Annotated in this window: 8 protein-coding genes; 6 read left to right on the top strand and 2 right to left on the bottom strand. The window is 28.0% G+C overall.

Annotation, left to right across the window (positions count from 1 at the left end; all coding sequences use genetic code 11):
• Window positions 1–536 precede the first annotated feature (536 nt).
• Together IC213_RS16195 and IC213_RS16190 are read right to left on the bottom strand one after the other, a co-directional pair.
• Window positions 537–1781: a D-alanyl-D-alanine carboxypeptidase family protein gene (locus tag IC213_RS16195; RefSeq protein WP_227863279.1), complete on the bottom strand. Its 1245-nt coding sequence runs from the start codon at window positions 1779–1781 to the stop codon at window positions 537–539.
• 41 nt (window positions 1782–1822) lie between these two features.
• Window positions 1823–4657 carry a sigma-54-dependent transcriptional regulator gene (locus IC213_RS16190; RefSeq protein ID WP_227851389.1) on the bottom strand — a complete coding sequence of 945 codons (2835 nt, stop codon included), beginning with the start codon at window positions 4655–4657 and terminating at the stop codon, window positions 1823–1825.
• Between the two features lie 686 nt (window positions 4658–5343).
• Between IC213_RS16190 and IC213_RS16185 the strand changes: the two genes are divergently transcribed.
• The 6 genes from IC213_RS16185 to IC213_RS16160 all read left to right on the top strand — a co-directional run bounded on the left by IC213_RS16185 (window position 5344) and on the right by IC213_RS16160 (window position 14475).
• On the top strand, window positions 5344–6105 hold the full coding sequence (locus IC213_RS16185) for a threonine/serine exporter family protein (RefSeq protein ID WP_227433654.1): 762 nt from the start codon (window positions 5344–5346) through the stop codon (window positions 6103–6105).
• The gene (locus IC213_RS16180; protein WP_227824615.1) at window positions 6106–6600 is read left to right on the top strand and encodes a threonine/serine exporter family protein; all 495 of its coding nucleotides are present in this window, start codon (window positions 6106–6108) and stop codon (window positions 6598–6600) included.
• A 228-nt stretch (window positions 6601–6828) separates the two neighbouring features.
• Complete coding sequence (locus IC213_RS16175; protein WP_227433652.1) at window positions 6829–8007, top strand: hypothetical protein; 1179 nt, start codon at window positions 6829–6831, stop codon at window positions 8005–8007.
• A gap of 263 nt (window positions 8008–8270) precedes the next feature.
• A complete protein-coding gene (locus IC213_RS16170; protein ID WP_227433651.1) occupies window positions 8271–9878 on the top strand; it encodes an ATP-binding protein in 1608 nt (535 codons plus the stop codon).
• Window positions 9869–10573: a response regulator transcription factor gene (locus IC213_RS16165; RefSeq protein ID WP_227863278.1), complete on the top strand. Its 705-nt coding sequence runs from the start codon at window positions 9869–9871 to the stop codon at window positions 10571–10573. Before IC213_RS16170 ends, IC213_RS16165 begins: the two co-directional genes overlap by 10 nt.
• A 779-nt stretch (window positions 10574–11352) precedes the next feature.
• A complete protein-coding gene (locus tag IC213_RS16160) occupies window positions 11353–14475 on the top strand; it encodes a bifunctional diguanylate cyclase/phosphodiesterase (protein WP_227855835.1) in 3123 nt (1040 codons plus the stop codon).
• Window positions 14476–14508 lie beyond the last annotated feature (33 nt).

Below are 14508 nucleotides of genomic sequence, written 5' to 3'. Positions count from 1 at the left end.
ATGAAAAAATGGACTATGAGATATAGAAACTGGGATAGTATATATAATCAGTTATCTATATTCTTTGATAATAGAATATAATTTTTAAAAATCATATTTCAAAAATTTGCCATAATATATATGGTTTCCAAAAATATTTAGAAATATCCCAGTATATATTTTTTACAATTTATTAGAATAAAATTCATATATTGGGAAATATTAATAGTAAATAAATAATTGTTGCTATAAAGTAGAAATTATTTTTAAAAGTGCAAATTAATTTACAGTCTCTATAATTAAATTAACTTTTTAATATTTTTATATCAGTTTAAAACTTCACATAATTTTCATATGAATTATCTATTAAATTCACACACAAGAGTTATTATATAAACATAGAAGATAGTAAAACTAGCTTAAAAACATAATATAATACCCTATACAAAATAGTGGCAACTCTCCCTCACATCCTCAATTGTTGCCACTATTTTAATTTTTTGTATAAAACAAAAAACCCCACCATAAAGTGGAGTTTTTCATAAATCTCATCTAACCTAAGCCTTAAAACAAACAGAATTTTTACCTTCAAGCTCTCTATTTATCTTAGCAACCTTAATCTTAATCTTGTCCTTCAAAGGGATACACCCTATATTGCTTTCACTTCTCACATTAACACTTCCAACAAACTTACCAGAATCATTATAATACTTTGCAACACCAACAATATCTCCCTTATTGATAGGATAGCTCATGCTCTTAAACACTATCTTAGGATTGATATTCTCGTTATCTGAAACAACACCATATAAATCTTTATCTACTTTAACCTTTATCTTAAAATCATCAATACCATCAACACAAGGAGTTTCTATAGTATCTCCCTTATGAGCTATCTTCTTAGAATGGAAATTATCTTTACCATACTTCAATAAACTAGCAGAAGAAGAAATTCTACTCTTCTTATTACCATCACCAAGCACAACACCTATTAATCTATGATTTCTTTCATTTTTAGCATCTTTAGGAACCATCATAGAAAATGCAAAACAATATCCAGCATTATCTGTATAACCTGTCTTTATTCCATCTACACCAGGAACTGAAACAAGTAGAGGATTTGTATTGTAGTGTGTAAAATCCTTTTTAGTATCATTATAAACTTGCATAGTAGTTATTCTAGTAACCTGACTTTCATAATGGTCATACATATACTTTCCAAGAGTAACTATATCATGAGCTGTTGATATGTTTTCTATAGGAGGCTCTTTACGTTCTGGGTCAGTATATCTAGGAAGACCATTTGGATTAAAATAATACGTATCATGCATTCCTATTTCTTCAGCTTTCTTATTCATAATATCTACAAAACTCTTTTCATCTTTACCAATGTATTTTGCTATGGCCATAGCTGCATCATTTCCAGAAACAAGCATAAGACCCTGCATAAGCTCTCCTAGAGGTATTTCATCTCCATCTTTAAGCTTACAAGTAGAACCTCCAACAGAAGCTGTAGACTTGTCTATTTTTACTATATCAGTTTCTTTAACTTGATTCTTATCTACTGCCTCTATTGCAAGTAAAAATGTCATCATCTTACTTAAGCTAGCTAGAGGCATTTTTTCGTCGCTATTTTTTTCAAATAATATTCTTCTAGTATCTTGGTCTATAAGCAATGCCGCCCTTGACGAATTTGGGACTGGTGGATTATCTGCAAATGAGAATCCAGGTGTTATAAATGTAAAAATTAATGCAAGTATTGCTAAGTGTTTTATTTTTCTTTTCAAAATTTCATCCTCCATTTCATATACTAATTATGTGCGCAAGATAGGAACTATCAGTTTTATTTATTTAGATATTCATTAATCATATCTATTATATAAGCAATTTCCTCATCTGGTATCGAAATATTAAAGTAAGCTTCAGTTGTTTTAAAAGCTTCTCGTATTAATTCATATAATTTATAATTTTTACCAATTAAATCAGTAATGTTATTATATGGAAAAGTTGTATTTTTAAAACATCTTTCTATCATAAAAGAGCAGTGTAATATATATCCAAGTTTAAATTTACTCTTAAGGTCTTTGTCTATTAACTCTATTATTGAAAATAATGATGAATTAACATAGTTGAATAATTTAACTGAGTCCAATAATTCTAAGTTCTGAGACATAAAGTTTATTATTAAGCTGTTATATGATAGATTTGTTTCCTTTATATTAGTGATAATGTTGGCATTGAATGTACCTTCTATTATCTTGTTTAACATATCAAGCCCATATCCATTTAGAAGTTCTTCTATGTGTATAAATGGAGTGTTAGCAACATTAAAGTCTACACTACCAACAACTGCTAAAATTTTAGTATTACTAAATTTATTCCTATACATTTTAAAACTCTCTATATTATGAGGAACTAAGTTAATATTGTATTTATTAATATTTTTAAGTGAAGAATTTATAAAGTCTGCAACTTTCATAGCTGAACCATAACCTGTTATACAAGTAGTTATTATAACATAATCTCTTGATTTTTCAGGGTAATCTATTTCTGATGAGTCAATTGCAGCTCGTCCAATATATGGATTTAAAGAGCTTAAAGAGTTAGCTAACTCATCTAAGGTCATTTCTGGTAGAGTACTTTTTCTTACTGCTTCCAAAACTATTGGAGTAGACACCATTTCAATAGAGCGTGTTTTAATCTTTGTCTTTTCTGAAATAAGTTCTCCAAAAGCTATAAGAGAACCCATATCTGTTAAAAGGAGTACTCCCTTACCTTTATCACATTCTTTTACCAATTCTATAGCTTTGTCAAGTATAGTACTTACTTTCACATCCAAAGGCATGTCAATTGCATTACAATGGTTTGTACCAAGTAGTGAATTGGCTACATCACACATACTGCTAGCTGTTGAATTTCCATGAGCAAGTATTATAACTCCAATACTTTCAGCGTGATTATTAGGCTCAAGGTATGTACTATTTAGAAACATAGATATAAATTTTACTTCATCTTTGGGTAAAGATATCTGTAGGTCATTTTCAATTATACTTAAAACTATTTTAGCTATATTTAAATCTTTCTCTAAGAAAATTTTATCATTATATAGATTGTACTTAGGATTATATGTATCCTGGTTTATATTTTCTATTAGAGCACTTATATGCATTGAAAGAGCAACATAAGTCTGTTTTGTATATTTATTTCTAGATATTTTTTCAGCTTCTTTTAAAGAGTGTTCAACAGCATAGTAAATCTTTGGGTTGATTACTTTAAAAATCTCATTACTTGTATAATCAGAATGAGTCACTGATGATACTGAAAGTAATTTTGTAGAGTATTTCTCCATATAATTTATAAACATACTCCTTATATCATTTTCTAGATAAGGAATCTCTGTAGAGTATCTAAATCCATTGTTTGATGTATCTATATTGTATTTAGATAGTTCTTTTGTATACTCAACTTCTAAGTTGTTACCATTGAATTCATAAAAAAGCATATAATCAAGTTCTGATAATTTGTTTAAATTACTGCGATTTTCATTCAACTTTAAAAGACCAGTGTAAATATAGTCAGGAACAAGAGACAAGTCTATTTCTATGTTATCTTTTAATTCAGTCTTATAATTTAAAAATGCTCTTGCACTCATAAGTTGTATATCAGACTTAAGTTGACCTATATTACCAAAACAGTCATAAAGTAGTAATGATTTAATTACATCTTTATGAACTCTTATAGTTGCATTAGTATATTTAGATTCTATAATGAAGAAATACTTAATGAGAGATAATCTTTCTTTTAAGGACCTATCCTGTAAAGCAGGTAGGTTAATTGTAACAGGAATTCTTCTTAGAAAAGTTCCAAGTAAGGAAGACTGTATATCTTCTGTTGTAGCACACACAATAAAGACTGTAGCTCTGTGTACGACATCAGATTCTCCTAATCGTCTGTATATACCTTTATCCATCAAAAGAAAAAGCATCTCTTGACCTTCTGGGGGTAATCTGTGTATTTCGTCTAAAAACAATATACCACCATTAGCCTGTGCAACTATCCCAAATTTATCCTTGTTAGCACCAGTAAAAGAACCTTTAACATAACCAAATAAATTACTAAGAAGTAAGTTAGCATTTTCTGCGTATTCAGCACAATTAAATACTACAAATTTACTTTCAGAAGAAAAGACTTTGCTTTCTATAGCATATTTGTACATTGTTTCAGCAAATGTACTTTTTCCAACACCAGTAGGCCCTATAAGTAATGTATTAAGACCTTTTGGAGGGTAAAGTATGGCAGATTTAGCTTTTTCTATAGCTAATTTAAGGCTAGAATCATATCCAAGTAATGTTGAGAAGATATCCTCTGAATCATTTTTAGTTGATTTAAATAGTTCATTACAATTGCTTATAGAATATTCTGAGCTATTTAAAGTACGACCAATCAAATTTTCAATAATACCAGCATGTAAAAATAAAATAGGTTTACCAGATATTTTTACAACTTTCTTTTCATTGTATAGATTATTTAATTCTTTACTAGTATTACTTCTATCAAGAGATGAATTGTTAGCAACTTCAAGAGTAGTAAATCCTGTTTTCTCTGATTGTAGGTCTTTTAAAGTTATATTATTACATAACTTATGTAGTGATAATAAAACTTTATCTTTTCTTAACATATAGTACTCCCTTTCTTTATATTTAAGTTATATAAAATATATTATAATATATATTTTATATTAAAATAAGGTTTATAGTGGATATTTTGTATTTTACTTTTTAATATGTTGTTTTGTGTAGTAGTTGGTGTTAAAATAATAGTTGCATTATATGAGATATGGATTTTTATGGATTTACATAAGGCATTATGTTGTTATATTAGATAAGTATAAACCTTGTAATGTATGTAGCACTTTTATTTAATGTTCATATAAATGTAAAAACTAATTATTTAAATAAACATAAAAATTAATTATTATCTTATGAGCAATTTGCAAGTGTACAGATTGAAAATTATAGTTATTGTAAATCATAAATTGTAGTAGGTTTTAAAGTATTCAATGAAGAATTAATAAAATGAATACTAAGTGGAGAGATAATTTTTTATTGAAACAAAAATAATGAAAAGAAAAATAAGCTTATAAAATTTAAAGAGGTTATATATCAATGGTTGAAAGTGTCTATGAAATATTAATTCAACCATTTTATGGTGTAAATAACTTTATAATTTATTTTTGACAAGCATAAAAAACAAATTTTTTCATAAAATCTAAATATTGGATATTAATTATTTAAACTAGTTTAAATAATTAATATATTGTAATAAAATATGAATAATATTATAAAAGAATGGGAGATATGTTTTGTGGATATAGATAGAATTTTAAATTTTTCCTCAAATGCAGGTAAAGCTATGTTGCAGAGTGGAGGAGAAACTTATAGAGTTGAAGAAACGATAAGTAGAATATGCCAATCTTTTGGTATAGAGCATGTAGATGTATTTGCAACTCCAACAGCTGTAATGGCATCTGTTTTTGTAGATGGAAAACTACACTCAGCAATTAAAAGAATAAGTTCAAGAAGGGTAGACCTAAACTTAGTTCATGAAGTTAACTCATTATCAAGAGCAATCAGTATAAATAATTTAGATATTGAGTTATGTGAGAGGATTTTAGATGAGATAAGTGAAGACAATTATTATTCAGATATAGTAACAATAATTTTTGCAGGTATTGCAGCAGCAACTTTTTCTATATTATTTGGAGGAGATTTAAAAGAATTTATAGCTGCGTTTATGGTGGGAATAATGACTAAATTTGTTATTATGTACTTAAATAAGTCTTCACTAAACGATTTTTTTGTAAATGCAATAGGAGCAGTTGTCATAGCTTTTTGTTCCATTGTAATTCTAAAGCTTGGATTTATAAAGACTATGGACCATTTAATAGCAGGAGCAATAATGCTTTTGGTTCCAGGGCTTGCTTTAACTAATGCGTTAAGAGACTTGTTAGATGGTCAATTGATATCTGGTCTTGCAAAGTTGGCAGAAGTATTTTTTGTAGGTGTATCCATAGCAGTAGGAATGTTTTTGGTACTAGGATTATACTTCAAGTTAGGGGGTATATAAATGAAATTGTTTATAGAAGTAGTAGCAGCTTTTTTTACAGCCTTAAGTTTTGGAATTCTATTTAATATGAAGGGAAAAAACTTGATAATATCAGGTGTCGGTGGAAGTATAGCATGGTTTTCATATAAGTTTTGTTTGAATATGGGTGTATCAGTAAATTTGTGCTTTTTTATAGCTACAGTATGTTTTGCAATATATTGTGAATTATGTGCTAGGATTTATATGACTCCATCGACAACTTTAAGTGTCTGTTGTCTTATAATTCTAGTACCAGGTTATGGAATATATAACACTATGTATTCTGTTTTAACTAATGACTATATTAAGGCAGTAGAGTATGGGGTAAGTACATTATCTTGTGCAAGTTCGATTGCATTGGGATTAGTATTTATAACCACAGTATTTAGGAAAGTTAATCTATATGGAATAGTTTCAAAGATAAAAGATAATGAAAAATATAAGAAGAGCATAAATAAAATTAAACCACAGAAATAGAAAAAATTGACTTTTATGCCAAAGGATGATAATATAATAACATAAAATAGAATAAGAATATCTTTTATTAAATTAGATATTCTTATTGTCATAATATTAGTCACGGTTTTTTATTTCAACAAACCGACAACTTGAATCACAGATGTAAGTTTTAGAACTTGTTTTGTATTAACAAATTTGTATTAATGTAGAAACCTTAATTCTAAATTAAAAGGGGGAAGATTCACAATGGAGAAGCTGTCAGAGAAGAGGAGAGTCAAGGCAGTAAGTATGGAAACCTTCGTATTTATTGTACTTTTGGCGGTAGGATTTGGCTATGTAGGCAGTATCATGGGTGCAGGAATGATGTTCAAAGTAATAATGAGTACAGCACATGCACTTTTACTAGAAACAGTATTTTTGATAATGGCAATGGCAGTCCTTGCAGGTGCACTTAGTGCATTACTTTCAGAATTTGGAGTAATATCTTTAGTAAATAAGATATTTAAGGGCCTTATGAGACCTATATGGGGGTTACCTGGTGCTAGTATAGCAGGAGTAGTGGCAACTTATTTATCTGATAACCCAGCTATTATACCATTCGCTAAAGACAAAACATTTACACAATACTTTAAAAAATACCAAATACCTGCTTTATGTAACTTAGGAACAGCTTTTGGTATGGGACTTATTGTAACAACTTTCATGATAGCTCAAGGTAAAGAATATGTATTACCAGCTATAATTGGTAACGTTGGAGCAATAATAGGTAGTATTATTAGTGTTAGAATTATGTTGACTTTTACTAAAAAGTATTATAATTATGACCCTAAAATTGATAATGACAAACAAGCAAATGGAAAAGGTGAAAAGATTGAAGAGTTTAGAGAAATAAGAGATGGTAATGTATTCCAAAGAGGATTGGATGCTATACTTGAAGGTGGTAAGTTAGGTGTTGAAATGGGTATGGCTATAATACCAGGAGTTTTAGTAGTTTGTACATTAGTTATGTTATTAACTTTTGGACCATCTACAGACCCTGCTACAGGTCAAGCTGTTTACACAGGAGCTGCATATGAAGGTATAAAATTATTACCTGCTATTGGTGACAAAATCAGTTTTATAATAGAACCATTATTTGGATTTACTTCACCAGAAGCAATAGCATTCCCTGTAACTGCATTAGGTGCTGTTGGGGCAGCAATATCTCTAGTGCCAGAATTTATAAAATCAGGTGCTGTAACTCCTAATGATATAGCAGTATTTACAGCAATGGGTATGTGTTGGAGTGGATATTTAAGTACACACATTGGTATGATGGATGCTTTAGATGCAAGACCATTAGCTGGTAAAGCGATTCTTTCGCATACAATAGGTGGTTTATGTGCAGGTGTATGTGCCCACTTTATATTTATGCTTGTTGGATAGGAATGTTTTAAAAATCAAATATTAAGATATTATAATTTATTAGATTGAATCAAATTAACAATTTAAATATGTAAAAATTAAATTAGTGATTTAAATATATAAAGGTGCTGTTTTGAAATAGAGATTTATTTTCATTTTAAGACAGCACCTTTTAGTAATTTGAAGGTATTAATTAAATGTATTGATTGAATTTATTATGATAAAATTGTATTATATACATTAGAGTCAATTTAAACAGTAACAGTAAGGAGGAATTGCAGTAAATGAAAAAAGAACGACTACATCATGAAGACTTAAAAGAGTATGATTATGATGAAGATGACTATCTCAGTAAGAAAATAATTATTAAGGACTTTATAAAAACTATATTGGTTATGATAATTGCTACTGGAATATCAGTAGCTTTTAAAAAAGTAGGTTTTAATGAATCTAATATTATTTTAGTGTATATATTAGGTGTATTATTTGCTACAAGTATAACACATGGGTATTTTTTTGGAATACTTTCTTCAGTAATAGGAGTGCTATCATTTAATTTTTTCTTTACACACCCATTATATACTTTTATAGCTTATAGAAAAGATTATCCAATGACCTTTTGTATTATGCTTTTGGCAGCAATTATAACAAGCACTTTAACTTCTAGAATAAAAAAAGAAGTAAGACTTTCTCATAAAAGAGAGAAAATGATAAGGTTGCTTTATGAAAATAATAAAACACTTCTTAAAGCAAAAAATAAAAATCAAATAATTGAATTTTGTGGGTCTAATTTGGTAAACATGTTAAATAGAACTGTTATAGTAACTATTGCAGATGGTGATAATAATCTAGGTAAGCCAAGTATTTATATTTGTAATAATGATGGAAGTGAGAATATATTCCACTCAGTATTAGAAAAGGAAGCTATAAAAGAGGCTTTTAGAACAGGTGAACCAGTTGGGATTGGAACAAAATATTGTAAAAATAGTAGTGCTTACTATTTTCCTATAAAAGGTCAAGAATCCAATGTTCTTGGTGTTATAGGTATTGCATGTTTTAAAATTGATATTATTACGGAAAATGAAAAGATATTGTTAGAAGCAGTTTCAACACAGGTTGCATTAGCAATTGATAGAGAAAACCTATTTGAAAAGAATAAAAAAGCTAATCTTGAAACAGAACGAGAGAGATTAAGAGGAAACTTACTTAGATCAATTTCTCATGATTTGAGAACTCCACTTACAAGTATACTAGGTTCTTCTTCAACTATACTTGAAAATGATGACATAATAGATAAAGAAACTAGAGTAGAGCTACTAAAAAATATATATGAAGATACAAGTTGGTTAACACACTCTGTTGAGAATATACTTAGCATGACCAGAATAGATGAAGGAAAATTGGATATTGAAAAACGTCCAGAGGTTGTAGATGAAATAATTGCGGAATCTATATTAAGAGTTAAAAAATTTGCCAATAGTAGAGAGATACAAACCAATATACCAGATGAAATAATAATAGTTCATGTGGATGTATTATTGATAGAGCAAGTTTTAGTAAACTTAATTGACAATGCTATAAGACATACACCTAAAAATTCTAAGATAGAATTAACTGTAAGCAAAGAAGCCGAAAATGTATTATTTGAAGTGGCAGACAACGGAAAAGGAATACCAAGTGAAGATATTAAGAATATATTCAATAGATTTTATACAAAGAATAAAGCAAGAAATCTTGAAAGAAGAGGGATTGGTCTTGGTTTAGAAATATGTAAGTCTATAGTACAAGCTCATGGTGGAGAAATTATTGCTTTCAATAATCCTTCTGGAGGAGCTACATTTAGATTCAGTATACCTTTAGATAAAGGGGAGGTGAAAGACGAATGGAAGTAAAGCCGTTGGTTTTAATTGTAGAAGACGATAGACCAATTTGTAAATTTATAAAAGTGTCTTTAGAAACTCAAAACTATAGATGTGTAGAAACTGACAATGGAGGTACAGCTATATCACTTATACATTCTCTTGACCCAGATTTAATAATTTTAGATTTAGGTTTACCAGATATTGATGGAATTGAGGTAATAGGTAGAGTTAGGGCTTGTGCTAAAAATAATAAAATAATTGTTGTTTCAGCAAGGGAGCATGAAAGAGATAAAGTTGAGGCTTTAGATGGCGGAGCAGATGATTATTTAACTAAACCTTTTAGTGTAACAGAACTTTTGGCTAGAGTGCGTGTGGCCCTTAGAAGTAAAGTTCAACAAGGTAAGATGAATAATGACGTTCCTACCACCTTTGAGGTTAAAAATCTAAAGATAGATTATGAAAAGCATCTTGTATCTATTAATGGTGAGGAGATACACTTAACTCCAATTGAATATAAACTTGTTGAATTAATGTCTAAGTATTCAGGTAGAGTTTTAACACATAAATTTATAATAGATAAGGTATGGGGTAATTACTATGAAAGTGAAAACCAATCCCTTAGAGTTTTTATGGCAAGTATAAGACGAAAAATTGAAAAAAATCCTGCTCAACCAGAGTATATTTTAACTGAAGTTGGAGTAGGATATCGCATGACAGATGAATAAGTATCAAATTAAAAGTATTAGTTAATCTAAACTAGTAATATTTTAACTAAATATAAATAGCCATGTATTTTATAATAAGTAGGAGGAAAGACAGCCTATTAATATTATATTTGCATGGCGATTTTTAATACAAAAACTATATTTTAATAAAGACTATATCTTTATTTAAATAAAATATATTTCAAATTGAGCTTTAGTTAATTTGATATTTCTTTTTTATAAATAATTTTTATATATAAAATATTTTATTTATTAATAAATATTTTTTAATATAAAAAAGTTACTATTTTTATCTTTTTATAATGGTCTTTATGATATTATTAATATAACTATAATAACAACACTGTAATTCATTGTAGAATGTACTTTTTTAGCAATGAGAACTTATGTCTTTTTAAATGGGTAAAGCAGTTTGATTTTTCATAATATAAATATTTATTTAATAGTTATGTAAATATTTATACTATATATTGAATGAAGATATGAGTATAAAATATAATTTTTATAATGTAAAACTTGCTTAGAACTAAGTTAAGGTATGAATAACAAGAATTATATGAAGATTAAAAAAATAGTATGTACAGCAAAAGATATTTATGATAATTTAAGTTTTAGAGAGCCTCAATGAGTAATATGATAATGAGCTCTATTTGTCAAAAAAGATGATGCTATTGTATTCTTTTTTTTTATAAAAAAGTACAATAGCATCATCAAAGGTACATCAAAACTTGACATAGTTTCAAGAATTTAAAAAATTGAATAAAAGGAGTTATACATAAATGAGTGTGAGAAACTTAGTAGATGAATTAGATGAAATTATATATGTTTCCTCCTTGGATACATATGAACTTTTATATATTAATAAAAATGGGAAAAGGATATTAGGACTTGATGATATTTCTCATAGAAAATGTTATGAAGCATTACAAGGAAGAGATTCTCCTTGTGAATTTTGTACTAACTCTTTTTTGAAAGATGATGAATATTACATATGGGAAAATACAAACACTGAAATAGACAGACATTTTATATTAAAAGATAAATTAATTGAGTGGGAAGGCAGAGCTGCACGACTGGAAATAGCTCTTGATATTACTGATAAGGAAAATATAAGTAAGTCGATAGAAGAAAAATTAGAAATAAAAGAATTACTAGTTGGGTGTATTAAACATCTTATAACAGAAACTAATTTTTCAGATGCTATAAATCTTGTATTAGGCAGTATTGGGAAATTTCATAAGGCTGATAGAGCATATATTTTTGAAGTGTCAGCAGATGGTAAAAAGATAAATAATACATATGAATGGTGTAATCAAGGGGTTGAGGGACAAAAACAATTCCTTGAAGATATTGATATTGAATCACTAAAAAATTGGTTTTTATTATTTCATGAAAAAGGTTTTATAATAGTAGACAATATAGAAAGTTTAAAAGAAACACAACCAATTGAGTATGAAATTTTAAAACCTCAAAATATTGAAAGTTTAATAGCATCTTCATTAAAGCAAGATGATAAAATTATTGGATTTATTGGAGTTGACAATCCACAGAGAGCTGTTAAGGACACATCTCTTTTGACTTCTCTATCTTATTTTTTATTGACTGAAATGAAAAAGAGAGAAGTAGAAAATAAATTGAATCATATGAGCTATTATGACTTTTTGACTGGGGTTTACAATAGAAATAAATATATTAAATACATAGATAATTTTTACAGCAATAAAGCTAAATCTATGGGGGTTGTGTTTATAGATATAAATGGATTAAAAGATATCAATGATAACTTTGGACATGCTAGTGGCGATTCTGCTATTGTATCAACCTGTGTAATTATAAAAAAATACTTTCATTCCTATAATATTTATCGTATTGGTGGAGATGAGTTTGTTGTATTATGTGAGGAAATTTCAAAACAACTATTTGAAGAAAAGGTTACTTGGTTAAGTGAGGAGTTTAAAGATACTAGGGTATATAGTGTAGCAATAGGAAGCACTTGGAGTGAAGATAATATAAATATACATATGTTGACTAAAATTGCTGACGAGAGAATGTACCAAGATAAGCAAAGATATTATGAAAAAAATAAATTAAGGACCAATAAATTAGAGGAGATAAGCAATTTAAATGATTCAGAAAAAAGAATTTTATCTACATATGAAGATTTAGAGACTAAAGAATCTTTTGACAGTATAACAAGTGATGGATATTCCAAAACTTATGAAAAATTAGTTTATAATACATATGATATTATCTTAGATATTTGCTTAGAGAAAAACTTAATTACTCCAATCTATCAATCAGAAAACAATATTTTTAAAATTTCTGTAAAAGAGAACATACAAAAAACATTTTTATACATTAGAAACTATATAGTTCATCCTGATGATAGAGCTATATTTTACTCCAATCTTTATTCAAAGTTTCTTGATGATTCAAAAAATAACAAGCAAGAGGACTTAAAGTTGAGTTTTGAATGTAGATGTTTAGGAGAGGATAAAAGGTACTATTGGGCATCTATGTGTATCCTAAATGTCATCAGTAAAAATAAATTTGGTGAAAATCAGACGCATATTTTGCTTTCTATTAAAAATATAGACCATATTATGCAAATACGTAAAAGGCAAAGAGATATATTGACAGGGCTATATAATTACGAAGGCTTCTGTCAACAAGCAAACTTATTACTCAAAAAACATCCTAATAAACATTATGTTGCTATAATGATGGATATAGATAAGTTCAAGGTAATTAATGATATTTATGGTATTCAAGAGGGAGATAGGGCATTAATATATATTGCAGAACTGATTAAAAAAAATATTACTTCTAAGGGAATCTGTTGTCGTATGTATGCAGATGTGTTTTGCATTTTTTATGAGTGTTATCATGATAAAGAGGTAGATAAATTAATTTATAAGATTACAAAAAATTTAAGTATAAAGCAATTTGAATATATGTTAGTACCATGCTTTGGAATTTATAGGATTTTGGATAATAATATATCAGTTACAAATGCCTGTGAAATGGCAGGATATGCACATAAAAATGTAAAGAAGCAAAGTATAAGTCATCATATGTTTTACGATGAAGCTATGAGGAATGATGCAATTGAAGAAAAACAGATGGAAAGAGAAATGGAGTATGCATTGGAAAATGGACAGTTTCATGTATACTTACAACCTAAGTATAATCTTGAAATAAATGAAATTGTAGGAGCAGAGGCCTTGGTTAGATGGATACATCCAGAAAAAGGTATAATACCTCCAAATAAATTTATATCACTATTTGAGAAGAATGGGTTTATTATTAAACTAGACATGTATATATGGGAGCAAGTATGTACTTTGATAAGAAAATGGATAGACTTAGGTCAGAAGCCAATACCGATTTCTGTAAATGTATCAAGATTACATTTGTATAATCCTCAATTTAGATATATTGTTTTAGGTCTAATAAATAAATATAATATACCAAAATCATTTTTGGAATTAGAACTTACAGAAAGCTTATTTATTAAAAATATAAAGCTATTTGCCAAGATAATAGCAGAGCTTAGAACAGATGGTATTATATTAAATATGGATGACTTTGGCTCGGCATATTCTTCATTAAATATGCTAAAAAATATAAATATTGATACATTAAAGATAGATTGTGGATTTTTCAATGAAAAAGAAATTACAGAAAGAGAAAAAATTGTTTTAAAGCATACTATAGCCATGGCTAAGGACCTAGAAATGGATGTAGTTGCAGAAGGTGTAGAAACAAAAGAGCAAGCAGAATTTTTAGCTAGTTTGAATTGTGTTGTAATTCAGGGATATTACTATTGTAAGCCTATTCCAAGTCTAGATTTTGAAAGTTTACTTTATAATCATCAAGATAGTAAACTAATAACTACTTAAAATAATATACTTTATTTAAATGTAATATATTCT

The sequence above is a fragment of the Clostridioides sp. ES-S-0049-02 genome, assembly GCF_020658465.1.
Lineage (GTDB): Bacteria > Bacillota > Clostridia > Peptostreptococcales > Peptostreptococcaceae > Clostridioides.
Note: the sequence above shows the minus strand (reverse complement) of the source record. Positions and strands in the feature narration are given on the sequence as shown.